Annotated in this window: 26 protein-coding genes; 10 read left to right on the top strand and 16 right to left on the bottom strand. The window is 75.5% G+C overall.

Annotated elements, in window-relative coordinates; genetic code table 11:
- From WCD58_RS00370 to WCD58_RS00380, 3 genes are read left to right on the top strand one after another with little or no spacing between them, the layout of a single operon-like run.
- Complete coding sequence (locus WCD58_RS00370) at window positions 1-489, top strand: helix-turn-helix domain-containing protein (protein ID WP_337698648.1); 489 nt, start codon at window positions 1-3, stop codon at window positions 487-489.
- On the top strand, window positions 486-914 hold the full coding sequence (locus tag WCD58_RS00375; protein ID WP_337698649.1) for a VOC family protein: 429 nt from the start codon (window positions 486-488) through the stop codon (window positions 912-914). The genes WCD58_RS00370 and WCD58_RS00375 overlap by 4 nt, the downstream gene beginning before the upstream one ends.
- A gap of 28 nt (window positions 915-942) precedes the next feature.
- A complete protein-coding gene (locus tag WCD58_RS00380; RefSeq protein WP_337698650.1) occupies window positions 943-1,770 on the top strand; it encodes a class I SAM-dependent methyltransferase in 828 nt (275 codons plus the stop codon).
- 1 nt (window position 1,771) lies between these two features.
- Here WCD58_RS00380 and WCD58_RS00385 read toward each other — a convergent pair whose 3' ends face one another.
- The 5 genes from WCD58_RS00385 to WCD58_RS00405 form a co-directional block, all read right to left on the bottom strand.
- The gene (locus WCD58_RS00385) at window positions 1,772-3,073 is read right to left on the bottom strand and encodes a DUF58 domain-containing protein (protein WP_337698651.1); all 1,302 of its coding nucleotides are present in this window, start codon (window positions 3,071-3,073) and stop codon (window positions 1,772-1,774) included.
- A gap of 4 nt (window positions 3,074-3,077) precedes the next feature.
- Window positions 3,078-4,034: an AAA family ATPase gene (locus WCD58_RS00390; RefSeq protein ID WP_373696183.1), complete on the bottom strand. Its 957-nt coding sequence runs from the start codon at window positions 4,032-4,034 to the stop codon at window positions 3,078-3,080.
- A gap of 64 nt (window positions 4,035-4,098) precedes the next feature.
- A complete protein-coding gene (locus WCD58_RS00395) occupies window positions 4,099-5,310 on the bottom strand; it encodes a DUF4350 domain-containing protein (RefSeq protein ID WP_337698652.1) in 1,212 nt (403 codons plus the stop codon).
- Window positions 5,307-5,963 carry a DUF4129 domain-containing protein gene (locus WCD58_RS00400; protein WP_337698653.1) on the bottom strand — a complete coding sequence of 219 codons (657 nt, stop codon included), beginning with the start codon at window positions 5,961-5,963 and terminating at the stop codon, window positions 5,307-5,309. Before WCD58_RS00400 ends, WCD58_RS00395 begins: the two co-directional genes overlap by 4 nt.
- An 11-nt stretch (window positions 5,964-5,974) precedes the next feature.
- Window positions 5,975-7,453 carry a DUF7847 domain-containing protein gene (locus WCD58_RS00405; protein ID WP_337698654.1) on the bottom strand — a complete coding sequence of 493 codons (1,479 nt, stop codon included), beginning with the start codon at window positions 7,451-7,453 and terminating at the stop codon, window positions 5,975-5,977.
- Window positions 7,454-7,576: 123 nt separating this feature from the next.
- On the opposite strand from WCD58_RS00405, the gene WCD58_RS00410 reads away from it, so the two are divergent.
- Together WCD58_RS00410 and WCD58_RS00415 are read left to right on the top strand one after the other, a co-directional pair.
- Window positions 7,577-8,167: a putative glycolipid-binding domain-containing protein gene (locus WCD58_RS00410; RefSeq protein ID WP_337698655.1), complete on the top strand. Its 591-nt coding sequence runs from the start codon at window positions 7,577-7,579 to the stop codon at window positions 8,165-8,167.
- A 50-nt stretch (window positions 8,168-8,217) separates the two neighbouring features.
- Window positions 8,218-8,871 carry a TVP38/TMEM64 family protein gene (locus WCD58_RS00415; protein ID WP_337698656.1) on the top strand — a complete coding sequence of 218 codons (654 nt, stop codon included), beginning with the start codon at window positions 8,218-8,220 and terminating at the stop codon, window positions 8,869-8,871.
- 3 nt (window positions 8,872-8,874) lie between these two features.
- On the opposite strand, the gene WCD58_RS00420 is transcribed toward WCD58_RS00415, so the two are convergent.
- Entirely contained in the window at window positions 8,875-9,171 is a 297-nt protein-coding gene (locus WCD58_RS00420; protein WP_337698657.1) for a hypothetical protein, read from the bottom strand.
- A gap of 119 nt (window positions 9,172-9,290) precedes the next feature.
- Window positions 9,291-10,814 (bottom strand): FAD-dependent oxidoreductase, encoded by a 1,524-nt coding sequence (locus tag WCD58_RS00425; protein WP_337698658.1) that lies wholly within the window; start codon window positions 10,812-10,814, stop codon window positions 9,291-9,293.
- 103 nt (window positions 10,815-10,917) lie between these two features.
- Between WCD58_RS00425 and WCD58_RS00430 the strand changes: the two genes are divergently transcribed.
- The 3 genes from WCD58_RS00430 to WCD58_RS00440 are packed head-to-tail and all read left to right on the top strand — an operon-like array spanning window position 10,918 to window position 13,122.
- Window positions 10,918-11,607: a ThuA domain-containing protein gene (locus WCD58_RS00430; protein ID WP_337698659.1), complete on the top strand. Its 690-nt coding sequence runs from the start codon at window positions 10,918-10,920 to the stop codon at window positions 11,605-11,607.
- Window positions 11,600-12,361: a sugar phosphate isomerase/epimerase family protein gene (locus WCD58_RS00435; protein ID WP_337698660.1), complete on the top strand. Its 762-nt coding sequence runs from the start codon at window positions 11,600-11,602 to the stop codon at window positions 12,359-12,361. The genes WCD58_RS00430 and WCD58_RS00435 overlap by 8 nt, the downstream gene beginning before the upstream one ends.
- Window positions 12,361-13,122 carry an SDR family NAD(P)-dependent oxidoreductase gene (locus WCD58_RS00440; RefSeq protein WP_337698661.1) on the top strand — a complete coding sequence of 254 codons (762 nt, stop codon included), beginning with the start codon at window positions 12,361-12,363 and terminating at the stop codon, window positions 13,120-13,122. Before WCD58_RS00435 ends, WCD58_RS00440 begins: the two co-directional genes overlap by 1 nt.
- Before the next feature lie 72 nt (window positions 13,123-13,194).
- Here the strand turns inward: WCD58_RS00440 and WCD58_RS00445 are convergent, their stop codons facing one another.
- Both WCD58_RS00445 and WCD58_RS00450 read right to left on the bottom strand, forming a co-directional pair.
- Complete coding sequence (locus WCD58_RS00445; protein ID WP_337698662.1) at window positions 13,195-14,073, bottom strand: TrmB family transcriptional regulator; 879 nt, start codon at window positions 14,071-14,073, stop codon at window positions 13,195-13,197.
- A gap of 17 nt (window positions 14,074-14,090) precedes the next feature.
- Window positions 14,091-14,867 (bottom strand): SDR family NAD(P)-dependent oxidoreductase, encoded by a 777-nt coding sequence (locus tag WCD58_RS00450; protein ID WP_337698663.1) that lies wholly within the window; start codon window positions 14,865-14,867, stop codon window positions 14,091-14,093.
- A 126-nt stretch (window positions 14,868-14,993) separates the two neighbouring features.
- Here WCD58_RS00450 and WCD58_RS00455 point away from each other — a divergent pair, with 126 nt between their 5' ends.
- Window positions 14,994-16,346, top strand: coding sequence for a metal-dependent hydrolase family protein (locus WCD58_RS00455; RefSeq protein WP_337698664.1), 1,353 nt, complete (start codon window positions 14,994-14,996; stop codon window positions 16,344-16,346).
- A complete protein-coding gene (locus WCD58_RS00460) occupies window positions 16,339-17,364 on the top strand; it encodes an amidohydrolase family protein (RefSeq protein WP_337698665.1) in 1,026 nt (341 codons plus the stop codon). Before WCD58_RS00455 ends, WCD58_RS00460 begins: the two co-directional genes overlap by 8 nt.
- Here WCD58_RS00460 and WCD58_RS00465 read toward each other — a convergent pair.
- The 7 genes from WCD58_RS00465 to WCD58_RS00495 all read right to left on the bottom strand — a co-directional run bounded on the left by WCD58_RS00465 (window position 17,333) and on the right by WCD58_RS00495 (window position 24,538).
- Window positions 17,333-18,649, bottom strand: coding sequence for an MFS transporter (locus tag WCD58_RS00465; RefSeq protein ID WP_337698666.1), 1,317 nt, complete (start codon window positions 18,647-18,649; stop codon window positions 17,333-17,335). The two genes, WCD58_RS00460 and WCD58_RS00465, sit on opposite strands and share 32 nt — an antisense overlap.
- 68 nt (window positions 18,650-18,717) lie before the next feature.
- Window positions 18,718-19,464, bottom strand: a complete 747-nt coding sequence (locus WCD58_RS00470; protein ID WP_337698667.1) for an SDR family oxidoreductase — start codon at window positions 19,462-19,464, stop codon at window positions 18,718-18,720.
- 17 nt (window positions 19,465-19,481) lie between these two features.
- Window positions 19,482-19,712 carry a ferredoxin gene (locus tag WCD58_RS00475; protein ID WP_337698668.1) on the bottom strand — a complete coding sequence of 77 codons (231 nt, stop codon included), beginning with the start codon at window positions 19,710-19,712 and terminating at the stop codon, window positions 19,482-19,484.
- Window positions 19,709-20,929, bottom strand: coding sequence for a cytochrome P450 (locus WCD58_RS00480; protein ID WP_337698669.1), 1,221 nt, complete (start codon window positions 20,927-20,929; stop codon window positions 19,709-19,711). The genes WCD58_RS00475 and WCD58_RS00480 overlap by 4 nt, the downstream gene beginning before the upstream one ends.
- A 40-nt stretch (window positions 20,930-20,969) precedes the next feature.
- Window positions 20,970-22,028: a Gfo/Idh/MocA family protein gene (locus WCD58_RS00485; RefSeq protein WP_337698670.1), complete on the bottom strand. Its 1,059-nt coding sequence runs from the start codon at window positions 22,026-22,028 to the stop codon at window positions 20,970-20,972.
- Complete coding sequence (locus WCD58_RS00490) at window positions 22,025-23,041, bottom strand: LLM class flavin-dependent oxidoreductase (RefSeq protein ID WP_337698671.1); 1,017 nt, start codon at window positions 23,039-23,041, stop codon at window positions 22,025-22,027. Before WCD58_RS00490 ends, WCD58_RS00485 begins: the two co-directional genes overlap by 4 nt.
- Window positions 23,042-23,083: 42 nt before the next feature.
- The gene (locus tag WCD58_RS00495) at window positions 23,084-24,538 is read right to left on the bottom strand and encodes an FAD-dependent oxidoreductase (protein WP_337698672.1); all 1,455 of its coding nucleotides are present in this window, start codon (window positions 24,536-24,538) and stop codon (window positions 23,084-23,086) included.
- Between the last annotated feature and the right edge of the window lie 65 nt (window positions 24,539-24,603).

A 24,603-nucleotide genomic window follows, 5' to 3' on the forward strand; every position in this document is an offset into this window, starting at 1 on the left:
ATGACGACGGTGCCGGACGACCTGCTCGTCGGCCTGCGCCGCGCCCGCGACCGGATCGACCGCCACTACGCCGAGCCGCTCGACCTCGACGCGCTCGCCGCCACGGCGGGCCTGTCGAAGTACCACTTCCTGCGCTGCTTCGCCCGCACCTACGGCCGCACCCCGCACGCGTTCCTCACCGAGCGCCGGGTCGAGCGCGCCCAGGACCTGCTGCGCGCCACCAACCTTACCGTCACCGAGGTCTGCTGGCTCGTCGGCTACTCGGGGCTCGGGTCGTTCTCGACGCGCTTCCGGCGGCTCGTGGGCTGCAGCCCGTCGGAGTACCAGGCGCGCTGGGAGCTCTCCGGCCCGCCGCGCATCCCGGGGTGTTTCGTGATGATGCACGGGCTCTCCGACCGCGCAACGCAGCGGAGCCGGTCCACCGATGCCGACCGAGCAATTCCGGAGAAGGCCCGGGACGTGGGTGCGCCGGGAGAATCCTCCGCATGATCACCAACATCTCGCTGTTCACGCTGTACGTCACCGACCAGGACGACGCGAAGAAGTTCTACTGCGACGTGATGGGGTTCGTGGAGGGCACCGACGTCCAGATGGGCGAGGGCTTCCGCTGGGTGACGGTGAAGCACCCGCGGCAGCCGGAGCTCGAGGTGACGCTGATGGTGCCCGGCCCGCCCCTGAACGACGAGATGGCGGGCGCCGTCCGCCGCGCGCTCGCGAGCGGGAACATGGGCGGCTTCGGGCTGTCCACCGACGACTGTCGCGCGGAGTACGAGCGCCTGACGGAGCTCGGCGTCGAGTTCACCCAGGAGCCCTCGGAGCGCCCCTACGGCGTCGAGGCCGTCATGCGCGACAACTCCGGCAACTGGCTCGTGCTCGTGGAGCCGCGCGCCTTCAGCCCGGAGGACTTCGGCTGAGGGGTGTTCGGCTGACACGCTGTCGCGTGTGGACGCACAGGCGGAGCAGACCGCGGCCTGGAACGGCGCCGGCGGGAACGCGTGGGTGCGCCTGCAGCCCGTGCTCGACGCGCTGTACGCGCCGATCGAGGAGCTCCTCGTCGACCGGGTGGCGGCCGCCGTCGGCACCGCGTCGCCGACCGTCGTCGACGTCGGCTGCGGCACCGGCGCGACGACCCTCGCGCTCGCCCGCAGGCTCGGTCCGCACGCGCACTGCCTGGGCGTGGACCTGTCCGAGCCGATGGTCGCGCTGGCCCGGACGCGGGATCCCGGTACGGCCGAGTTCCTCGTCGCCGACGCCGCGCGCCACCGGTTCGCCCCGGGCGCCGCGGACGTCATCGCCTCCCGGTTCGGCGTCATGTTCTTCGACGACCCGCCCGCGGCGTTCGCCAACCTGCACGCGGCGACCCGTCCGGGCGGCGCGCTGCGCGCGGTCGTGTGGCGCGGGACCGACGAGAACCCCTTCATGACCCGCGCCGGGGAGGCCGCCGCTCCCCTGCTCGACGTGCCGCCGTTCGCGCCCGACGCGCCCGGCCCGTTCGCCCTCGCCGACCCCGACCGGACGCTCGGGCTGCTCCGCGCGGCGGGCTGGTCGACGGCGACCGCCGGCCCCGTCGACGTGCCCTGCGCCCTCCCGGCGGCCCACCTCGACGCCTACCTCGGCGGGATCGGGCCGGTCGGGCGCCTGCTCGCCGGCGCGGACGACGCGACCCGCACCCGCGTGATCGAGCACGTCCGGCCGGCGTTCGACGAGTTCCGCGCGGGCGGGGAGATCCGCTTCACCGCGGCCTGCTGGCTGCTCTGGGCGCAGGCCTGACCTACAGCCGGCCGGCGGCCTTGAGCGCCAGGTAGCGGTCGGCGACCGCCGGGGGCAGGTCGTCGGGGGCCGCGTCGACGATCTCCACCCCCCGGCGGGCGAGGCGCTCGGCGGTGCGGCGGCGGGAGTCACGCGCGGCGCCCGCGGCGGCGGCGGTGTAGACGGCCTCGGCGTCCCCGCGGCCGGCGGCCATCGTCGCGAGCTCCGGGTCGGCGACGGCGGCGAGGAGCAGCGTGTGCCGGCGCAGCAGCGCGCCCAGCACCGGGTCGAGGCCCTCGGTCACCGCGGCCTCCTCCAGCCCGGTGACCAGCACGACGAGGCTGCGCCGACCCGCCCGCGCCAGCGCCGCGGCGGCGAGCAGGCGCATGTCGGGCTCGACCAGCCGGGGCTCCAGCGGCGCCATCGCGGTGACGAGCGCGGGCAGCAGGTCGCGCTCGGTCGCGCCGAGCACCGAGGCCCGGACCTCGCGGTCGAGGGCGAGCAGGTCGACGCGGTCGCCGCCGCGCGAGGCCAGGGCGGCGAGGAGCAGCGCGGTGTCGAGGGCGGCGTCGAGCCGCGGAGCGTCGCCGACGCGGCCCGCGGCGCTGCGGCCGGTGTCGATGACGACGAGCACGTGCCGGTCGCGCTCGGGGCGCCAGGTGCGCACGACCAGGTCGTGCGAGCGCGCCGAGGCCCGCCAGTCGATGGAGCGCACGTCGTCGCCCGCGACGTACTCGCGCAGCGAGTCGAACTCGGTCCCCTGCCCCCGCACCTGGATCGCGCGGCGCCCGTCGAGCTCGCGCAGGCGGGCGAGCCGGGAGGGCAGGTGGCGGCGCGACCCGAACGCCGGCAGCACCCGCACGCGTGCCGGGACGTCGCGCCGGCCCTGGCGCGCGCCGAGCCCGAGCGGCCCGAGCGACCGGACCGTGACCCGCGCGGCGTCGCGGTCACCGCGCCGCGTCGGGGTCAGCGTGGAGACGACACGGCGCCGCTCCCCCGCCGGCACGACGAGCCGGTGCCGCGCGGGCGCCGCGCCCGCCGAGGGCTCCCAGGCGTCGCGCAGCAGCAGGACCGCGCGCCGCCGGCCCGGGTTGGCGACGCGCAGCGCCACCTCGATCGACGTGCCGAGGCGCAGGGTGACCAGGTCGTCCTGCTCGCGGTCGAGGCGCAGGGAGCCGACGGGCACCGCGGCCAGCGCGTCGGCGATCGCCGCGAGCGCGAGCACCCCGGACACCACGAGCACCCCGGTGCCCGACGGCCACGCCAGCCCGACGACCAGCGCGCCGAGCGCGACGAGGAGCGCGAAGCGCCCGGTGACGGCCACGAGATCAGCGCGGGACCGGCACCGCGGCGAGCACCCCGGACACCACGCCGTCGGCGGTGACGCCCTCGAGCTCCGCCTCGGCGCGGACCGCGACCCGGTGGCGCAAGACCGGCAGCGCGAGGGCCTGCACGTCGTCCGGCGTCACGTACTCGCGGCCCGAGAGCCACGCCCAGCACCGGGCGGCGAGCAGCAGCGCCGTCGCCCCGCGCGGGGAGACGCCCAGGCGCAGCGACGGCGACGACCGCGTCGCGCGGCAGAGGTCCACGACGTAGGCGAGGAGCTCGGGGCGGACGGTCACCCGGCTGACCGCCGCGCGCCCGGCCCGCAGGTGCTCCGGTCCGGCGACGGCGCGGACGCCGGCGGCGGCGAGGTCGCGGGGGTCGAAGCCCTCGGCGTGCCGGCCCAGCATGCGGATCTCGTCGTCGCGCGGCGGCAGCGGCAGTACGAGCTTGAGCAGGAACCGGTCGAGCTGGGCCTCGGGCAGCGGGTAGGTGCCCTCGTACTCGACGGGGTTCTGGGTCGCGGCCACGACGAAGGGGTCGGGCAGCGGGCGCGGCGTCCCGTCGACCGAGACCTGGAACTCCTCCATCGCCTCGAGCAACGAGGCCTGGGTCTTCGGCGGGGTCCGGTTGATCTCGTCGGCCAGCAGCAGGTTGGTGAACACCGGGCCCGGGCGGAACGAGAACTCGGCGCTGCGGGAGTCGTAGACCAGCGAGCCGGTGACGTCGCCGGGCATGAGGTCGGGGGTGAACTGCACCCGGCGGTCCTCGAGCGACAGCGCCGCGGCGACCGCCCGGACCAGCAGCGTCTTCGCGACGCCGGGGACACCCTCGAGCAGCACGTGGCGGCGGCTGAGCAGCGCGATGACCAGGCCCGTCACGGCGGCGTCGTGGCCGACGACGGCCTTCGCGACCTCGCGGCGCAGGGCGAGCAGGGCGTCGCGCGCCTCGTCGCCGGTCACGCCGTCGGTCGTCGTCACCACCGTGGTGTCGGTGCCCTCGCTGCTGGTCACGCCCGCCATCCGATCATGCGGACCCCGCCGGGGAGTCGGCGGCCGTGTCCCGCACGGCGCGGCGCAGCCCGTCGAGGTCGGCGGCGAGCGCCACCAGCGCCGGGTCGTCCGCCGGTGCCGGGCCGTCGAGGAGCGCGCCGACGTCCGTGGTGGACCGTCCGGTGCGCGCGGCGACGGCGTCCACGACGGCGGCGGTGCCCCCGCTGCGCGGCACGCCGAGGCGGGCGGCGAGCTCGCGGACGGCGTCGGACCGCAGCGCCGCGGCCGCCCGGTCGCGGGCGCCGGCGCGTCGATAGAGCCGGGCCCGCCCCCGCACGGTCTCGCCGGCGGGGACGACGACGGGCAGGTCCTCGGTGACCACCGGCCCGAGGCGCCTGCCCCGCCACAGCGCGACGGCCAGCCCGGCGACGAGCAGCTGCAACGGGCCCCAGATCCAGCCCGCGGGCAGGAGCTCGGAGGTGCTGCGCTCCTGGCCGGGCTCCGCGGGCGGCGGGACGGGCAGGTACCAGAGCACCTCGGGGTGGGCGCCGAGCAGGTTCAGCGCGAGGGCGGCGTTGCCCCGCTCGTCGAGCGCGTCGTTGGTGAAGGGGGTGGCGTCGCCGACGACGGTCACGGTGCGCCCGCGCTCGGCGACCGTGACCAGCGAGGCGGCGCCGGCCTGGCCCTCGGTGGGGTAGCAGCGCTGCGCCGCGATCCCCGGACCGACGCTGTAGGCGGCGCCGGCGAGGTCGACGGGCCCGGCGCGGACGGCCGCGGGCACGGCGCACGCCGGCTCGGTGGGCTCGGGCAGCTCGATGAGCTCCGTGCGCACGCCCGGGGCGAGGGCGCTCAGCGAGCGCTCGTCGGGGCGCACGAGCACGACGTCGGCACCCGACGCGGCGAGGGCGTCGCGCTGGCGTGTGCTCATCCGCTCCGGGAAGGCCACGAACACCGTGGTGCCCGGCGCGGCGGTGACGGGATCGAGGTCGTCGACCGGCTCGATGCGCACCCCCTGGTCCTCCAGCAGGTGGGCGAGCGCCATGGCGCCCTCGGGTGACGCGCCCTCGGGGCTGAGGTCGCCGATGCGCGGCGCGGCGGTGAGCAGCGCCACCACCAGCGCGGCGGCGAGCACCAGCGCCCCGATCAGCACGGGCCCGTGCCAGGCCCGGGTCTTCGCAGCGAACGCCCTATCGGCGTGCTCCCCTGACTTCGCCGCTTCGACGCGCCGGAAGCCCCCGGTGATCACGCGGCGCCCACCGCGCGCGTGGCGGAGACGGCGGTGTCGATCTCGCGCAGGCGGGCGTCGGTGCCGGCGTCGGCCGCGCGCCCGCCGTAGACCGTCTCGTCGAACCGGCGGGCGGCCTCGAGCAGGTCGTCGGCGACGGCGGGCAGCGCGCGCCCGCCCGCGCGGGCGGCGTCGCCCGCGGTGCGGCCCTGGCGGGGCTCGAGGATCGTGCGCTCCTCGAGCGACCGGACGATCGCGCGCATGCGCTCGCGCACCGCGTCGTCGAACGCGCCGGCGCGGGCGTGCCCGTCGGCGAGGCGGCGGTGCTCGGCGGCGGTGCGCTCGGTCCCGCCCAGCACCGCGCCGGGGGCCGCTGCCGTCCGGGCGAGCCGTCCGAACCGGCGGCGCACGACGACGACCACGACGAGCAGCAGCACCAGGAGCACAAGCAGCCCCCACCCGCCGCCCGGGGCGATGCCCGACGCCGCACGCAGCACGTCCTCGAGCCGCTGGGCGACCCACCGCAGGATCGTCTGCACCGGGTCGGGGGCCGCCTCCTGGTAGACCCGCCCGGAGAGCTCCTCACGGGCCAGCTCGCGGGCGGGGTCCGCGCCGATGTCGATCGGCACGACGCCCGGCGCCGGCGCCGGGTCCGCGGGCCCCACCGGGATCATCGACCCGCCCGTCAGCGCGGCCCGACGGCGGCGCGCTGCAGCTCGATGTCGAAGCCCTCGCGGCGCATGCGCTGGTCGACGTACAGGAGGCCGGTGACCCCGGCCTGGAAGGGCGTCGTGACCGTGCTCGCGATGATCGAGCCCAGCGACGTCAGGAGCAGCAGCGAGAGCGGCATGGTCCCCGCGCCCGCCAGTCCGCTCGCGCCGCCCCCACCGCCGAACGCGGCCAGGCCGCCCGCAATGGAGAACGGGACGGCGATCACCGCGGCGACGACGAAGGCGATGATCGCGCCGAGCAGCTGGATGCCGAGCACCGGCCACCAGCGTCCCTTGACGAGGAACCACGAGCGGCGCAGCGCTTCCGTCACGCCGACGCCCTCGAGGACGTAGGCGGGCGCGGAGAGCGAGAGCGAGACGCCGACCCAGATCATGACCACGAGCGCCGCGAGCACCCCGATGCCGATGACCACGCCGCCGAGCGTGCCGTCGACGAACAGGAGCAGGAGCCCGGGGATCGCGCCCACGAGCAGGATGCCGATCGCGATCAGGGCGATGAGCAGCGACAGCCCGATGATCCCGAGGATGCGCGGCTGCGCGGCGCGCCAGGTCTCGTTCGCGTCGACCGGGGCGCCGAGCACCGAGCGGCTGATGACCACCATGAGGATGCCGGTGAGCACCGAGGTCGCGACGAGCGTGACCACCCCGGACGCGAACGACGACACCCCGGTGCCGGCGACCTGTCCGGTGAGGCGCGACAGGTCCGGGGAGGCGCCGAACGACGCCGGCGACGCCGTCGGGACCAGCAGCGTCACGACGAGCTGGGCGAGCACGCTGATCACCGCGACGACCGCCGACCAGCCGAGCACGATCTTCGGGTGCGCGCGGATGTAGCCGAGCGCGCCGTCGAGGATCTCGCCGAGCCCCAGCGGGCGCAGCGGCACGATGCCGGGCTTCGGCGCGCGCGGTGGCATGCCGCCGAAGCCGGGCTGCTGACCGGGGCCGGGCTGGCCGTACCCGGGCTGGCCGTATCCCGGTGGCGGTCCGTACCCGGGCTGCTGCCCGTACCCCGGTTGCTGCCCGTAGCCGGGTTGCTGCCCGTAGCCGGGTTGCTGCCCATACCCGGGTTGCTGCCCGTAGCCGGGTTGTTGCCCGTAGCCGGGCTGCTGGCCGTATCCCGGCTGCTGGCCGTACCCGGATTGCTGCCCGTAGCCGGGCTGCTGGCCGTAGCCGGCCTGCTGGCCGTACCCGGGCACGGACCCGGGCGCGGCGCCGGGCTGGGCGAAGCCGGAGGAGCCGCTCGTCGTGGGCTGGTCACCGCCGCTGCCGCCCCCCGGGTCCCAGGCCGGGACCGACGACGCGCCGGGCGTGCCGCGGGGCGGGGTGGGCTCGCCGGTCCCGCCGTCGGTGCCGTTCCCGCCGCTCGAGGCGCCGGACGACCCGGACGAGCCGGACGTCTCGTCGGACGGCTGGTCGGACGACGGACCACTCACCTGGACGCTCCCCTCTCCGCGCCGGTGACTCCCCGCGCCGGACCCGTGACGCCGAGATCGTGCCACGCGTCCGGGCACGGCACGCGTGAATGCGCGTCACCGTGTGTCTGCCACCATCCCCCGGTGGCCCTGCACTCCGCGATGTGGCGACGGCTCGACGTCTCCGACGGCCTGGCCCACGGCGCCCTCTCCGATTACACCCCGGACGCGACGCACCCCGACGGTGCGCACCTGCTCGACGGCTCGGCGGTGATGCGCGACGACGCGGGGGCGTGGTCGCTGCGGTACTCGGTGATCGCCGACCGGGCGTGGCTCACCCGCACCGTGTTCGTCGAGGTGCTCGCCGACGACGGTCTCGAGCGGGTGACGCTGGAGGTCGACCACCTGGGTGAGTGGTCCCTCGACGGGCGGCCCTGGCCGGACCTGCGCGGCTGCACCGACGTCGACGTCTCGGCCTCGCCGCTGACGAACACGCTGCCCGTGCGCCGGCTGGACCTGCCGGTGGGCGGCGAGGCGTCGATCGACGTGGCGTGGCTCGACGTGCCGTCGCTCGCCGTGCACCGCGTGCGCCAGATCTACCGCCGGGGCCCCGACGAGGCCCGGGGCCTCGCGACCTACACCTACGCCGACCCGACCTATGGGGAGTTCGGCGTCACCGTCGACCCGGTGGGCATGGTCGTCGCGTATCAGGGCCTGTTCTCCCGCGTGGCCTGAGTACGCTCGCCGGGAACACGCCGACGAGCACGACAGGAGCACGCCCGACCGTGGCCCCGCTGCGCCTGACGTCCGGTCGTGGCCGCTGGTACCTCCTCGCCGCCGTGCTGCTCGCGCTGGTCGTCGTCGCCGTCACCGTCCCGCTGCCCACGCCGCTGGAGCTGCGCGACCGGGTCGCGGCGCTCGGCGGGTGGGCGCCGCTGGCGTTCCTGGGGGTGCACGTCGTCGTGACGACGGCGCCGGTGCCCCGCACGGCGTTCTCGCTGTGCGCGGGCCTGCTCTTCGGCCCCTGGCTGGGCCTGGTCCTGTGCCTGGTGGCGAGCGTGGCGTCGGCGGCGGCCGGGTTCGCGATCTCGCGGCGGCTCGGCGGCCGGGCGGTCCGACACCTCGGACCCGGCCGGGTCCGGATGCTCGAGGAGCGGCTGAGCTCGCGCGGCCTGCTCGCGGTGGTCTCGGCGCGCTTCGTGCCGTTCATCCCGTTCGCCCCGCTGAACTACACGTTCGGGGTGACGAGCGTGCGGTGGTGGCACTACCTCGTCGGCACGGCGATCGGGCTGGTGCCCGGGACCGCGGCGGTCGTGCTGTTCGGCGACGCGGTCACCGGGTCGCTCTCGCCGGGCACGCTCGTGATCTTCCTGATCAGCGGCTCGCTCGGGCTGCTCGGGGTCGCGTTCTGCGCGCGGACCCCGGCGCCGGAGAGCTGAGGACTACTCGCCGGGGGCCGGCGCGGGCTCCGGCTCCGCCGGCTCCACGCTGGTCGGCGGGCCCGGGGTCGGCTCGACGGGCTCGACACGCTCGAGGGGCGGCGCGGGAGCGGGCGTGATCACGCCGGGCTGGGGCGCGGGACCGGGCGGCGGGAAGCCCTCGGTGGAGTACTCGTTCGGGCTCGACGGCGACCCCGGGGCGGGCTCGGCGGGGAACACGCACGCGCTCAGGGCCACGCCTCCGGCGAGCAGCACGCCCACCAGCGCCGCCGTGCGCCCGGCCGTCCGTCGGTTCGCCACTGCAGGTCCTCCCGGGTCCCCCACCGGTCCTCCGCCGGCGGCGCGCAGACGGTATCGCGTCGCCGCTCCCGTCGCCGTGCACCCCACGTGAGTGATCTTCTGAGCTATCGCTCAGAAGATCACGCACGTACCCGCGGCGCCAGCACCCCGCGGGGGCGGATCGAGCGCATCGGTTCCGGCGCGGCGCCCTCCTCGCGCAGGACGTCGTTGGCGGCGGTGACCGCGGTGACCGCCGCCCGCTCCATGAGCGCCGAGGGCACGTCGCTCGCCACCCAGTCGCCGGCCAGGCGCAGCCCGCGCGCGTCGGTGAGGACGCCGGGACGCACCAGGTGGTAGCCGGGGTCGAAGCCGGGCGCGTTGGTGTAGCAGTGGGCGTCGACGTCGATCACCCGCAGGTCCGCGGCCTCGGGCCACAGCGCGGCGAGCTCCTCGCGCATCGCCGCCACCAGGTCGTCGACCGACTCCCCCGGCGGGCAGGCGTACGAGTGCAGCTCCACCACCGACCGCCCCGTGCCCGCCCAGCGCGCCGACCCGCCCTCGAGCCGGTGGAACAGGGTCACCGAGTCGAGGACGCGCTCGCGGGTGACGCCGGTGAACACCGCCCGCCCGGGGTCGACGTCGCCCTCGCAGAACAGGCGCGCGACGACGTAGGGCTCGCCGCCGGGCAGCGCCGCGATCCGCCGCGCGAGCCCGGGCGCCGAGGCGATCAGCTCCGGCGAGGCGGCGACGAGGTCCCGGGTGGCGGGCACGTCGGTGGCCACCACGAGGTGGCGGGCGTACCGGGCGGGCTCGCCCTCGACGTCGACCGCCCAGCCCCGCGCGCCGTCCGGGCGCAGCGACACCGCCCGCGCGCCGGTCGTCACCGTCGCACCGTGCTTCTCGAGCAGGCGGGTGAACGGCTCCCACAGCGAGGTCCGGTAGTCCTCGGTCGGCGCGTCCATCCCGAGGCCCTCGGGGTTGGCGGTGAAGTAGAAGTGGCACATCGCCAGGAACTCCGCCGCCGAGTACCGCTGCTCGAGGTTGAAGAACGAGTGCGCGAAGACCTCGAAGAGCATCGCGCGGCCGCGGTCGGAGAAGCCCAGGCCGTCGAGCAGGTCGGCGGCGCTGCGGTGGTCGTGCTCGGCGAACGTGCGGACCGGGTCGTAGCGCAGCATCGCCAGCGCCTCGTCGGCGTCGACGTGGCGCAGCTCGCGGAGCTTGAAGCTGGGGCTGCGCAGCACCAGGGCGACCAGGTTGAGCAGCGGCGTGCGCGGCAGCGCCGTGAAGTCCTCGGACTCCCAGCCGACCGACGGGCGGCTCGCGATCGGGTAGCCGCCGACGTCGCGCAGGAAGCCGAGGTCGGGGTCGAGGCGGCGCAGGATGTCGCGCAGCGTGTAGTACTGCCGGAAGAAGCCGTGGTAGCCGTGCTCGACGACCACCTCGGAGCCGTCGGCGAGCTGTCTGTCCCAGGTGCCGAGGCGCCCGCCGAGGTGCGGCGCCGCCTCGAGCAGCTCCACCCGGACGCCGCGCTCGGCGAGGACCAGGGCGGCGGTGACCCCGGCGATGCCGCCGCCGACGACGACCGCGGTCGCGTCCGGGCCGACACGCTGCGGGAGGTCGGGGCGGGCGGGGACGTGCTGATGCAGGGTGCGGGGGCCGGGCACGGACGCCGACCCTAATCGCGGGACGCGGTCTGGTCCGCGCGAGCGCGCGCCTCGTAGAGTCACCCCGGTAGTCGTTAAGGTCCCGACGACGGGAGGTCGCCCCGTGCGCGCTGTGGTGCTGTCCGGAGGTCTGACCCACGACTTCCCGGCCACGACGTCCTGCCTCGCCGACCTGCTGCGCCCGCTCGGGGTCACGCCGGAGGTCCACGAGGACGTCGACGCGGCGTTCCTCGCCCTCCCCGGCGCCGACCTCCTCGTGGTCAACGCCCTGCGCTGGACGATGACCGGCCCCGGTGTCCCCGACCGCTACCGGGCGCAGGCGGACGCCGAGGGCGCGAGCCCCTCGGACGCGGCGCGCGCGGCGTTCGCCGAGCACCTCGCCGGCGGGGGCGGCGTGCTCGCGATGCACACCGCCGCGCTGTGCTTCGACGACTGGCCGGGGTGGGCCGACGCGCTCGGCGCGCGGTGGGTCTGGGGCCACTCCCAGCACCCGCCGCTCGGCCCGGAGATCGACGTGTCGGTCACCGGGGACGACCACCTCGTCGACGGCGTCGGCGGGTTCTGCCTGGTCGACGAGGTGTACGGCGACATGGCGCTCGCCGACGACCTCGACCCGCTGCTCGCCGCGCCCCAGCCGGGACCCGACGGTCGCGTCATGCCCCTGCTGTGGCGGCGCGAGCACGGCGGCGGGCGGGTCGTGTACGACGCCCTGGGCCACCACCCGCCGTCGTACGCGGTGGCCGAGCACGCGGAGATCGTCACCCGTGCCGCCCGGTGGGCCCTCGGTGGCTGAGCACCCGCTCTCCCTGTCCGCCGGCTGCGTCCTCGACCTCGACCCGGCCGAGGTCGTCGCCTGCGCGGCCGCGAGCGGCTACGACATGGCCGGGGTCCGCCTCGCCGACCCCCGCGCGCAGGCCCCGGAGGTCGCCCGGGCGCTCGCGCGCCACGACGTCGGCCTCCTGGACGTCGAGGTCGTCCGGCTCGGCCCCGATCCGCTGTCGGACGCCGACCGCGCCCTCGCCGAGGCCGCCGCCGAGCTGGGCGCGCGCTTCCTGCTGACGGTGTCCGACGACCCCGACGAGGACGTCACCACCGCCCGGGTCGCCGAGCTGGCGTCGCTGCTGCAGGGGTCGGGCACGCGCGTCGCCCTCGAGCCCATGCGCTTCACCGGGGTGCGCACCCGCGACGCCGCCGAGCGGATCGCCCGCGCCACCGGCGTCACCGTCCTGCTCGACCCCCTGCACCTGCACCGCACCGGCGACGACCTGGCCCGCCCCGCCGACCCGGCGCTCACCGGCTACGCCCAGCTCACCGACGTCGCCGACCCGGGGACGCCGCCCGCCGACCTGGCCGACGAGGCCCGCCACCACCGCGTCCCGCCGGGCCGCGGCGGACTCGACCTGCCCGCCTTCGTCGCGGGCCTGCCCGGGGACCTCCCGCTCGCCGTGGAGGTCCAGTCCGACGAGCTGCGCACGACCTCGGCGCCCCTGGAGCGCGCGCTGATGCTGCGGATGGCCGCCGAGACCGTGATGAAGGGAATCGCCTGATGGCACGAGAGATCGCCGGCATGTCCGTCCTGGTCACCGGAGGGGGGTCGGGCATCGGCGAGACCGTCGTGACGCGCCTGGCCGCCGCCGGCGCCCACCTCACCCTCACCGGCCGGCGCGCCGAGAAGATCGACGCCGTCGCCCGTCGCTGCGGGGCCCGGGCGGTCGCGGGCGACGTCACCGTCGAGGCCGACCGGCGCGCGATGGTCGACGCCGCCGTCGCGCACGGCGGCGACCGCCTCGACGCGATCGTGCACGGCGCCGCCAACATGTACCGCGGCCCGCTCGCCGAGCTCACCGAGCAGGGCCTGCACGACGTCTTCGCGTCCAACACCGTCGCGCCGATGCTGCTGACCGGCCTCGCGCTCCCCCACCTCGTCGCCTCCCGGGGCGCGGTGGTGTTCTTCGGTTCGGTGCACACCCAGCGCGCGTTCCCCGGCGCGTCGCCCTACGCGGCGACCAAGGGAGCGCTCGAGACGCTGACCGGGGTGCTCGCCGCCGAGCTGGGCCCCCAGGGCGTCCGCGTCAGCTGCGTGCGCCCGGGCGGCGTGCTGACCGAGATCAACCAGCGCGCCGGGATCTTCGACGACGCGACCGCCGCCGAGCGCATGGAGTCCCTCGGCCCCGCGCACGCCCTGGGCCGGCCGGGCACCACCGACGAGGTCGCCGAGGCCGTCGAGTACCTGCTCGGCGCGGAGTGGGTCACCGGCAACGTGCTCACCGTCGACGGCGGCCTCGGCCTCGGGGTCACCAACGCCTGATGGGCCTGCGGCCCAGGTGAGTGAAATGGGCTGCCCTGACGACCCGTTTCACTCACATGGGCCGCAGGCCCATCACCGGCGCCGGCGGCGGGCGGTCGGCGCCTCGCGCCCGCCGAGCTTGAGCAGCGCCGCCGGGATGCCGTGGTCGGCGCGCAGGCGCTGGATCGCCGGGTCGTTCGCCCAGAACGTCTCGAAGTCCTCGGGGGCGAGCTTCTCGGCGATGAGGTGCATGGCGATGTCGTGGCGGACGTACTCGACCGCGACCAGCACGACGGCGGGGTCGTCGGTGAACACGCCCCACGCGTCGTCGCCGACGACGCCGCCGATGACGGCCTGCTCGCGGTCGGCGGCGACGACCATCAGCCGGCAGCCCAGGTTCTCCAGGGCCACGTCGGGCGACGAGAAGCGGTGCACCGTGGTGCTGCCGACCGGCTCGGCGTCCTCGCCGAAGCTCACGACGGAGACGTCGACGCCCTCGGTCTCCGCGCGGCGCGCCGCGGGCTTGAGCGGCGCGAGCTCGGCGGGCCAGCCGGAGAGGAAGAGGTCGTTGCGGGCCGCGCCGACGACGTCCTCGGCGCGCGCGAGCAGGGAGCCGCGGTCGGTGAGGTTGTGGACGATGCGCACCTGGGGCGGCGTCGCGAGCCGGGGCAGCTCGGTACCCAGGGCGTCCATCGAGGCGTCGAACTCGCGGCGCATCCGCTCGAGTAGCGACGCGGGCGGCAGCGACAGGTAGCCGACGCTCCCCTCCCCCGCGTGCACCTCGTAGGCGGCGCCGCGGCCGACGAGCTTGCCGAGCGTCTCGTAGACCGTGCTGCGCGGCACGCCCGAGCGCTTGGCGACCTCGTACCCGTTCAGCGGCGTCCCGGCGGCCACGAGGGCCACGTAGGCCTTGGCCTCGTAGCCCGACATCCCGAGACGGCCCAGCTCGTCGATGACGCTCTGCTGCGACATGGCCCCATCGTCCCAGGTCAGTCGGCGCTGGGGTCGGTGGCCGCGCCGCGCGGCATGGCGTTGAGGGCGCCACGGGTGATTCCGCCGTCCACCGCGAGCGTCTGGCCCGTGATGTAGGCGGCCTTCTCGGAGCCGAGGAAGAGCACCGCCTCGGCGACGTCGTCGGCCGTGCCGAGACGCCCGAGCGGGACGCGGCCGGACCGCGCCTTGCGCGCCGCGGGGTCGGCGTTGATCGGCTCCGACATGCCGGCGTCGATGAGGCCGGGCGCGACCGCGTTGACGCGGATGCCGTGGGCGCCCCACTCGAGGGCCATGTGCTCGCTGAGCTTGACGACCCCGGCCTTCGAGGACGTGTACGCCCCGGCCCCGGGTGCGGCGGCCAGACCGTTGATCGAGGCGATGTTGACGATCGCGCCGCCGACGCCCTCGGCGACCATGCGCGCCGCCGCGACTCGGGCGACCAGGAACGTGCCGGTGAGGTTGACGTCGAGCGCGGCGCGCCAGTCGGCCGCCGCCAGCTCGAGCAGCGGGCCGAAGCGCACGATCCCGGCGTTGTTGACCACGAGCGAGGGGGCGGCGGACAGCTCGGCCATCGCCGAGCGCACCGAGCTCTCGTCGGCGACGTCCACGGCCATCGGCACGCACGCCTCGCCGATCTCGGCGGCGACGGCGTGGACGGCCTCGCCGTCGAGGTCCCACGCCGCGACGCGGTAGCCCTCCTTCGCCGCGTGCCGGGCCAGGACGGCACCGATCCCCCGACCGGCTCCCGTGATCACTGCCCACGTCGTCGTCACGGTAACGACGCTAATGCCGACGATCGTCCGCGTCCATCACCCGGCGACCCTTCACCTCTGTGCGAGACTGAGAGCCACGGCACGGATAGTCGTCAGCACCCTGACGGCGCGAACGGGAGGCGCGTGATGGCGAGCATCCTGATCCACGGCGGCACGGTCGTCGACGGCACCGGCGCGGCGGCGCGGCCCGGCGAGGACGTCCTCGTGCGCGACGGACGCATCGCCGCCCTCGGCGCCGAGGCCGCGGCCGGCGCCGACGAGGCCACCGAGCGCGTCGACGCCACCGGGAAGACGGTGATGCCCGGGCTCATCGACGCCCACACCCACCTCACGTTCGGCGAGCCCACGGGCAACGACGAGCTCTTCAACCACCGCACCGAGGCCTACAGCTCGATGCTCTCGGCCTACAACGCCCGCAAGGTGCTGCGCGCGGGCGTCACCAGCGTCCTCGACGCCGACTGCCTGTGGAACATCGGCTGCGAGCTCCGCGACGCGATCGACGCCGGGATCGTCGAGGGCCCGCGGATGCGCGCCGGCGGCCAGGCGCTCATGACGATGCTGGGCGGCACGGCCGGGCGGATGATCAAGGACGAGGGCACCACCGGCTACGCCACGGTCGTCACCGGGCGGGACGTGATGGTCAACGAGATCCGCCGGCAGATCAAGTACGGCGTCGACTGGATCAAGATCATGGTCACCGGCCTGATCCCGTCGATGAAGGGCCCCGAGATCAAGGTCTGGAACATCGACGAGCTGCGCACGGTCTGCGACACCGCGCACGAGCTCAACACCAAGGTCGTCGCGCACTGCCGCAACTCCGACTCCACCCGCGACGCCGCCCGCGCCGGGGTCGACCTGATCTACCACGCCTCCTACCTGGACGACGAGGCGATCGAGGCCGTCGTCGAGGCCGGGGCGTCGATGTGCCCGACGTTCACGCTGCTGGGCAACCTCGCCGACTACGGCGCGCGCATCGGCACCGCCCCCGAGTTGCTCGACGTGTTCCGCGCCGAGATCGAGGTGACGGCCAAGCAGCTCACGAAGGCCCACGCCGCCGGGGTCCGCTTCCTCACCGGCTCCGAGACCGGCTTCGCGGTCACCCCGGTCGGCGAGTGGCACGCCCGCGAGCTGGAGATGTTCGTCGACTACATGGGCATGTCGCCGATGGAGGCGATCGTCGCGGCCACCCGCAACGGCGCCTTCGCGATGCGCATGGAGGGCGAGGTCGGCACGCTCGAGACCGGCCGGGTCGGCGACGTCCTGGTCGTCGACGGCGACCCGCTGCGCGACGTCCGGGTGCTCCAGGACAAGGAAAAGATCGTCGAGGTGATCAAGGGCGGGAAGCGCACCGACCTCGTCACCCCGATCCCCGAGCACAAGCAGCGCGCGTCCGACCAGGTCCGCTTCCTCGCCGCCTGCCCGCTGACGCGCTCGCTCGCGCTCACCGAGGAGCAGCTCGAGCGCATGTCGCATGTCTGAGATCCTCGACGTGCACGCCCACGCCGTCCTGCGCTCCTCCGAGGGCGCGGCGGGGCGGGCCGGACCGGAGCTGGGCACCTCGCCGGACGGGCGGCCGTTCTACCGCGTCGGCGACTACGTCCTGCACGGCGTGCGCTACGAGGGCAGCCCGTTCATGGACGTCGACGTGCGCCTGGCCGCCATGGACGCGGCCGGCATCGGGCGCCAGCTGCTCTCGCCCAACCCGCTGACCTACTTCGGCGACCTGCCCGTCGACGACGCGGTCGCGTTCGCGCGCCGGACCAACGACGGCCTCGCCGCCCTCGTCGGCGAGCACCCCGACCGCCTGCTCGCCGCCGCCCAGCTGCCCGTCCAGGACGTGGCCGCGGCCATCGGCGAGGCCCGGCGGGCGGTGCGCGACCTCGGCATGCCGGCGATCTACCTCGACACCGACCCGGCCGGGCGCACGCTCGACGACCCGGCGCTCGACCCGCTCTACGAGGCGGTCGTCGACCTCGACGTCCCGCTGTTCGTGCACCCCTCCCCGATCGGTCCCGACGGGCCACCCGCCGACCCGCGGCTGCGCCGGTTCGACCTCGACCTGCAGTGCGGCTTCGCCTACGACGAGACCCTCGCGGTCGCCGCGCTGGTGTTCGGCGGGGTGCTCGAGCGCCACCCCGGGCTCGACGTGTGCCTGTCCCACGGCGGGGGCGCGGCCGCGTTCCTCGCGGGCCGTTTCGCCCGGGCGGCGCGCCAGCGCCCGTGGGCGTCCGAGGCGCTGCGCGAGCAGGGGTTCGAGCCGTTCCTCCGCCGGCTGTGGTTCGACGTCCACGTGCACGACGAGGGCTCGGCGGCCCTGCTCGCGGCGCGGGCCGACCCGTCCCACCTCGTGTTCGGCACCAACTTCGCCGGCTGGGACTCCGACGCCGACGACACCCCGACCGGCACGTGGGGCAAGGAGCTGACGGCGAACGCCGAGCGGCTCCTGCGGCTCCCTACGGCGGCGACTACGGCAGCGGCCTCCGCGCCGTCTCCCTGAGCGCCAGCACGGCGGGCAGCGAGACCACCGCCAGGATCATGACGTAGTACGCGCCGACCATCGTCGAGCCGGTGACGCCGCCGAGCCACGTCAGCAGGTAGGGCGCGGACCCGCCGAAGATCGCGACCGACAGGTTGTACGTGATCCCGTGCCCGCTGACCCGCACCCGCGTCGGGAAGAGCTCGACGAGCGCGGCGTTGATCACCGCGGCGTACGCGCCCGCGAGCAGCCCGAACAGCACCAGCCCGCAGGCGATCAGCCCGAACGTCCCCGACGTGATGAGCAGGAAGCTCGGGTAGGCCAGCACGAGCAGGCCGACGACGCTGGCGAGCAGCACGGTGCGGCGCCCGATGCGGTCGGAGAGCCACGCCCCGCCGACCTCGGCCACCAGGCACGCCGCCAGCGCGATCACCGACGGCGCGAACGCCTGCAGCCCCGAGAGCTCGAGGCTGCGGGTCGCGAAGCTCGGCAGGTAGCCGACGATCATGTAGAACGACGACGCGTTCGCCGCGACGAGGCCGAACGCGATGAGGAGCAGGCGGCGCTGCTCACGGCCCGCGAGCGCGGCGCGCACGGGGTTCGACGCCCGGTTGCGCTCCTCGCGCAGCGCGAGGAAGTACGGCGTCTCGTCGAGCTTCTGGCGGATGTAGAGCCCGACCAGGCCGAGCGGCAGGGCCACGACCAGCGGGATCCGCCAGCCCCACGACTGCATCTGCTCGGTGGTGAGGGTGAGCAGCAGGACCCCGGGGATCAGGCTGCCGAGCAGCGTCCCGACCACGGCGCCGACGGAGATCATCCCGACGAAGAAGCCGCGCCGGTTCTCGGGCGCGTGCTCGGCGACGAACGACACGGCGCCGGAGATCTCCCCGCCCGCGGAGACGCCCTGCACGAACCGCAACAGCACGAGCAGCGCCGGCGCCGCCAGCCCGATCGCCGCGTAGCCCGGCAGCAGGCCCATCAGCGCCGTGGCCGCCGACATCAGCAGCACCGTCAGCGCGAGCGTGCGCTTGCGCCCGATCCGGTCGCCGACCGCGCCCCAGACGAAGCCGCCGAGCGGCCGGGCGAAGAACGCGACCGCGAACACGGCGAGCGTGGACAGCAGCGCCGTCGTGGGGTCGGTGGCCGGGAAGAACACCGTGGCGAGCGTGGTGGCGAGCACGGCGTACACCGAGAACTCGTAGAACTCGACGAGCGAGCCGATGACGCCGCCCGCCAGCAGTCGCCGCAGCGCGCGCCGGGTGGTGGCGTCCGCGGCGGCCGGGACGGCGGTCGATTCCGTGGACATGCGCGCTCCCGGACGTCGGTGTGGCGGGAGCTAGACGTTAGAGAACTGACGACGCCGGTGTCCAGACGTCAGAGCAACGCCTGGTAGGCCCCGCCGTCCACGGGCACCGCCGCGCCGGTGACGAACCCCGCGCCCTGCCCGCAGAGGAACGCGACGAGCGCCGCGCACTCCGCGGGGTCGCCGAGACGCCCGGCCGGCACGCCGGCGAGGGCCTGGGCGCGCAGGTCGGGGTCGGCGTACACGGAGCGGACGCGGTCGGTGTCGTGCAGCCCCGGCAGCACGGAGTTCACTGTGACCCCGTCGGCGGCCACCTCGCGGGCCAGCGTGCGCAGGAAGCCCGTCGCCCCGGCCCGCGCGGTGTTGGACAGCGCGAGGTTCGGATAGGGCTGGCGCACGCCGAGCGAGGTGATCGCGACGACCCGCCCCCAGCCCCGCTCGCGCATCCCGGGCATCGCGGCCAGGCACATGCCGACCACGGCGAGCAGGCTGCGGTCCAGCGCGGCCTGGTAGTCGCCCAGCGTCGTGTCGGCGACGCGCCCCGGACCGGGCCCGGGGCCGTTGACGACGAGGATGTCGACGCCGCCGTGGCGCTCGGAGACCTGCCCGACGAACCCGGCCGCCGCCTCGGGGTCGGTCAGGTCGGCGACCAGCCAGTCGGTGCCCAGCTCGGCGGCCGCGGCCTGCGCGCGCCCGGCGTCGGAGCCGCAGATCGTCACCGCGGCGCCCTCGGCCACCAGCGCCGCCGCGCACGCCCGTCCCAGCCCCGCTGTGCCCGCGGCCACCGCCGCGCGCTTCCCCCGGATCCCCAGGTCCACGTGCTCTCCTCAGGTGCTCACGACGCGAAGACGTCGACCTCGTCGCCGGTCTGCGCATCGAACACCAGCAGCGCCGACGACGGGCAGGAGCGCGCCAGCCGCAGCGTCACGTCGTCGGGCAGCGTCGGTGCCCCCGGCACGGTCTCGGCGACCTCGTCGTCGTCGAACCGGAACACCTCCGGGTGCTCGGCGACGCACCGTCCCGAGCTGATGCAGATCTCGCCGTCGACCTCGATGCGGTAGCTCACGAACCTCCTCCGAGCAGCACCGGGTAGGTGCCCCAGTACGGGCGGGCGGTCGAGGCGTCGCGCTCCGGCGGGTGGTCCGGGTCGGGGCGGACGCCGGCCGCGAACAGCTGCCCGACCGCGCCGGTGACGAGGCCGAACAGGTGCGTGCCAGAAGTGTCGCCAGCGTCGGCGCCGGACCGGGCGACCACCCCGGCGGCGAGGTCCTGCCCGATGCAGACGTGCATCCCGGCGGCGAAGCTCAGGCCGAACGGGGCGACGCCCGCGGGCACCGTGCGGTCGGGGTCGAAGGCGGCGGCGTCGGCGCCGAAGAGCGTGACGTCGCGGTTCACCGCCTGGAGGTCGATCACGACGGTGGCGCCCTCCGGGATCGTCGTGCCCGAGCGCAGCGCGACCGGGGCCAGCGCCCGGCGCATCCCCACCGGGCTCGACGGGTTGAGCCGCACGGTCTCGTGCACGCAACGCTGCACGAACAGCGGGTCGGCCCAGGCGTCGGTGCGGTCGGGGTGCTCGGCGAACCAGCCGAGCATGTGGTCGACGGTGCGCACGAACGCCGTCGCGCTCGTGTGCGCCCCGGCGAGCAGGTAGAACGCGACCTCGCGGCGGACGACGTGGTGCGGGAGTTCCAGCTCGTCGGCGTGGCGCAGCAGGGTGGCCAGGACGTCTCGGGGCGGCTCCACCCCCGCGTCCAGCATCTCGCGCCGCCGCGCGATCGACGGCGCCAGGAACTCGGCGTCCCACTCCTCGAGCGCGCGGGCCACCTCGGCGGCCTTCGCGGCCTTGTCACCCGTGGCGTGCGCGAGCGTCGCGCCCTCGATGAACCGCATCATGTGCGCGTGCAGCCGGGCCGTCTCGGCGGCGGTGCCCTCGGGGCGGTCGATGCCCGCGGTGAGCGCGGCGAGGTTGAGCATCAGCTCGTGCCCGAGGTGCACGAGGTCGACGTGGCCCGCCGCGACGTACGGGGCGAGGGTGTCCGCGGTGACCTGCGGGAACAGGTCGCGCTCGTAGCGCTCGAACACCTCGCGGCGGAACATGCGGTTCTCGACGCGGCGGCGGTCGCGGTGCTCGGTGCCGTGCAGGTTCACCAGCACGTCGGCCATCACCACCTCGCCCTCGTCGTAGAGCGACTGGCGCAGCTCGCGGCTGCGGTAGGCGTCCTTGGCGTCGGCGAACGTGCTCAGGGTGACGACGACCGACTCCCCGGTGGCGGCTGTGGTCACGGTTCCTCCCTCGACCCCGCAGGCTCCCGGACGGTAGTCGTTAGACGGCTGACGTCAAAGTCGCGAGGCCGCCGTCCACCGCGTCGGCCACCCGGAGCGCGGCCACGCCGTCGGCGAAGGTCGGCAGATCCCCGGCCGGCGCCCCGTCGGCCAGGTGCGCGACGAGCGCCCGCACGAGGCGGGTGAAGGGCTCGGTGGCGGCGCCCTCGGCGGCGACGATCTCGGCGACGTCCTCGCCGGTGCGCGCCCCGGAGAGCCGGACGGGGAAGTGCCCGGTGTGCCCGGCGGCCTCGGCGATCAGCACGCCCCCGGATCCGTGCGCGACGAGCCGCCAGCCCGCGCCCGCGGGCGCCACCCACGAGCTGTGCACCGAGCACACGGCGCCGTCGGCGGTCCGGGCCGTCCACGCCGCGGAGTCGACGCTGTCGGCGGGCAGCGGCCCGTCCGGTCCCGGCCAGGTCGGCGCCCGCCGCGCCACCACCCCCTGCACGTCGGTGAGCTCGCCGAACGTCCAGCGCACGATGTCCGCGGTGTGCAGGCCGTGCACCCGCAGCGAGCTCGCGCCGTGGCCCGCGTCGGCGCACCACCCCGAGCCCCGCACGGCCGCGGGATTCGTGAACGTCGGGTAGAACGCCTGCACCGCGACGTTGTCGACCCGGCCGATCCAGCCGTCGTGCACGCGGCGGCGCAGCTCGGCGAGACCCGGCCAGTACCGCGACTGCATGTCGACGACCGCCAGGCGCCCCGAGGACGCGGCCGCGTCGGCCATCGCGAGCCCCTCCGCCACCGACCGGGCCAGCGGCGCCTCGCACAGCACGTGCTTGCCCGCCTCCAGCGCCGCCGCGGCCATCGCCGCGTGCCGGCTCGGACGGGTCGCGACGTCGACCAGGTCGACGTCCGGGTCCGCGCAGAGCGCCTCGAAGCCCACGTGGGCCCGGGGCACGCCGTGGGTGCGGGCGGCCTCGTCGGCGGTCTCCCGGTGCGCGGTCGCGACCGCCGCGAGCTCGACCAGGCCCTCGCGCGCCAGGGCCGCGTAGACCGGCAGGTGCGTCCCGGCCGCGTAGTTGAGACCGACGACACCGAGGCGCAGCGGCGTCACGCGGGGACCGCGGAGCGGTCGAGCGCGGGCAGCACCTCGGTGCCGAACAGCTCCATGGCCCGCAGGACCGAGCGGTGGTCCGGGCCGGTCGGGTAGCGGAAGATCATGAGGAAGTCGTCGACCCCCGCCTGGTCGCGGAAGCGCCCGATCGTCTCGACGCACTCCTCGGGCGTGCCGAACACGAAGCGGTCGCGCACGAACTCCTCCAGGGTGATCTGGTCGGCGCTCGTCACCCCCGGCAGGTCGGTGATGGCGCCGTAGTCGAACAGCGTGCGGGCCATCGCGAGCGCGGTGTCGCCGAAGAGCTCGAGGGCCTCCTCGCGCGAGGTGTAGGGCCAGCAGAAGCGGATCGAGGTGACGTGGGGACGCCGGCCGGCGGCCTCCGCGGCGGCCCGGTAGTCCGCGGCCATGGTCGTCATGGTGTCCAGCGACATCAGCGCGTTGGTGATCCACCCGTCGCCGAGGCGCCCGGCGCGGCGCAGGCCGCCCGGGGTCCAGGCCGCGAGGTGCAGCGGCACGCCGCCCTCCTGGAGCGGGCGCGGCAGCACGGCCAGGTCCTCGAAGTGGTGCAGCTGGTCGTCGAAGGAGAAGCGCTCCTGGGTGTGCGCCGCCCGCACGATGCGCACGGTCTCGTCGAAGCGCTGGGCCCGGTCCTCCCACGGCACGCCGGCGGCGGTGTAGTCGACGGGCATGTAGCCGGCGCCGAGCCCGAGCCAGGCGCGCCCGCCGGAGAGCTGGTCGAGGATCGCGGCGTCCTGCGCGAGCACGGCGGGCGCGTAGAGCGGTGCGATGGCGATCGCCGTGCCCACGCGCACCCGCTGCGTGCGCGCGGCGATGGCGAACGCCAGGTGCAGCGGCGCGCCGAAGTACTCGTCGGAGTCCTTGTGCTCCGTGGTCAGCGCGGCCGAGAAGCCCAGCCGGTCCGCGGCCTCGGCCTGCTCCAGGATCTCCGCGAGCGTCGTCCGTGGCTCGCCCGTCACCTGGCCTTGCGTGAACAACACTCCGACCGACATCGTCGTCTCCTCGGGGATCGGGCTGGGTCTCAGGCGGTGGACTCAGGAGGTGGGCTCGGGGTCGAGCCGCACGAGGGCGATGCGGGTGTCGAGCATCCCCGGCAGGCCCGCGTGGAGGGCGGTGCCGTGGCCCGCGCCGCCGTCCACGCCGCGCGCCGCGGCCCGCCCGGCCACGCGGCCGAGCGTGAAGCCGCCGCTGATGTGGATGCCGCCGAGATCGGAGGTGGGATTGAGCCCGCCCACGCAGTCGCCGGCGGCGAACAGGCCCGGGATCGCGTCGCCGAAGACGTCGAGGACCTGGAGATCGGTGGTGACGCGGAAGCCGCCGCAGCAGAAGTTGATGCCCTCGACCATCGGCACCGCGGTGAACGGGGCCCGCGTGCACGTCCGGCGCCCGGGCGGCAGCACGACGCGGCCGAAGGCGGGGTCCCGGTCCGCGTCGGTCGCGAGGAAGTCGTTCCACCGCGCGACGGTGGCCTCGAGCGCGTTCGCGGGGACGTCGATGGCCTGCGCCAGCTCGGCGAGGCTCCCGGCCGACACGGGGGGCTCGGGCATCTGGCTGATCAGCGTGGCCTTCTCCCGGAAGACCTCCTCGTCGACGACGTACCAGGCCCGCCGCCCGGGCTGCTCGTGCAGGCGGTCCACCCGCTCCTCGTACGGCCCGGCCTCGTCGTGGAACCGCTCCCCCGCGACGTTCACCGCGATCGCGTCCTCCACGACCGACGAGGAGACGATCACCAGGGGCGGCACGAACGTCATGTTGATCAGGTCGCCGCCGACGGCCTGGCCGAGCAGGTGGCCGTCGCCGCGGCAGGTGTCGACGCCCAGGTAGGGCGCCCGGGACACCGCGACGGGCTGGAACCGGCGCCGCAGCTCGGGGTTCGCCTGGTAGCCACCGGTGGCCAGGACGACGCCGCGGCGGGCGGTGACCTCCAGCAGTGTTCCGTCGGTGACGCCGTGGGCGCGGACGCCGACGACGCGGCCGTCCTCGACCACCAGCCGGTCCGCGACGGTCCCGTACCGGACCGTGACGCCGTCGCGCGCCGTGTCGGCGCTGAAGGCGCGGCCGAGCATCCAGCTGTCCTCCACCGCGGCCATCCGGTCGACGCTGTGCTGACGCGGGCGCGGGATGAACCGGCTGAAGCGCACGCCGCGCTCGGTCAGCAGCCGGTAGGTCTCGGCGCTCTCGCGGGCGAACAGCCGGACCAGCGCCTCGTCCCACTCGACGCCGAACCGGTCGTGGGCCTGCTCGACCATCGCGCGGGCGTCGGCGACGAAGGTCTCCTCGTCGTCGGTGATGCCCTGCTCGCGCTGCATCGCGGAGTCGACGAAGGCCAGGTAGCCGGTGGACCAGACCGCGTTGCCGCCGATGTGGTCCATGGCCTCGAGGACGACGACCGAGGCGCCCTCGTCGGCCGCGGCGGCGAGGGCGGCCATGCCGGCGGGGCCCGTGCCGAGCACGACCACGTCGGCCTCGAGCGTCTCGACCTCGGGCACGGCGACTCCCGCTACGTTGGGTCCGGTGGGGCGGGTCACAGAGTGGGGAGATCGTAGGGCGGCGT

Origin of the sequence: Actinomycetospora flava (assembly GCF_037400335.1) — a bacterium.
Lineage (GTDB): Bacteria > Actinomycetota > Actinomycetes > Mycobacteriales > Pseudonocardiaceae > Actinomycetospora > Actinomycetospora flava.

What these genes read in the sequence shown, in the direction of transcription:
- WCD58_RS00445 (WP_337698662.1), bottom strand. Translation starts at nt 14,073, where the DNA reads ATGTCGCAGCAGAGCGTCATCGACGAGCTGGGCCGTCTCGGGATGTCG.
- WCD58_RS00440 (WP_337698661.1), top strand. Translation starts at nt 12,361, where the DNA reads ATGGCACGAGAGATCGCCGGCATGTCCGTCCTGGTCACCGGAGGGGGG.
- WCD58_RS00375 (WP_337698649.1), top strand. Translation starts at nt 486, where the DNA reads ATGATCACCAACATCTCGCTGTTCACGCTGTACGTCACCGACCAGGAC.
- WCD58_RS00460 (WP_337698665.1), top strand. Translation starts at nt 16,339, where the DNA reads ATGTCTGAGATCCTCGACGTGCACGCCCACGCCGTCCTGCGCTCCTCC.
- WCD58_RS00490 (WP_337698671.1), bottom strand. Translation starts at nt 23,041, where the DNA reads ATGTCGGTCGGAGTGTTGTTCACGCAAGGCCAGGTGACGGGCGAGCCA.
- WCD58_RS00400 (WP_337698653.1), bottom strand. Translation starts at nt 5,963, where the DNA reads ATGATCCCGGTGGGGCCCGCGGACCCGGCGCCGGCGCCGGGCGTCGTG.
- WCD58_RS00465 (WP_337698666.1), bottom strand. Translation starts at nt 18,649, where the DNA reads ATGTCCACGGAATCGACCGCCGTCCCGGCCGCCGCGGACGCCACCACC.
- WCD58_RS00455 (WP_337698664.1), top strand. Translation starts at nt 14,994, where the DNA reads ATGGCGAGCATCCTGATCCACGGCGGCACGGTCGTCGACGGCACCGGC.
- WCD58_RS00370 (WP_337698648.1), top strand. Translation starts at nt 1, where the DNA reads ATGACGACGGTGCCGGACGACCTGCTCGTCGGCCTGCGCCGCGCCCGC.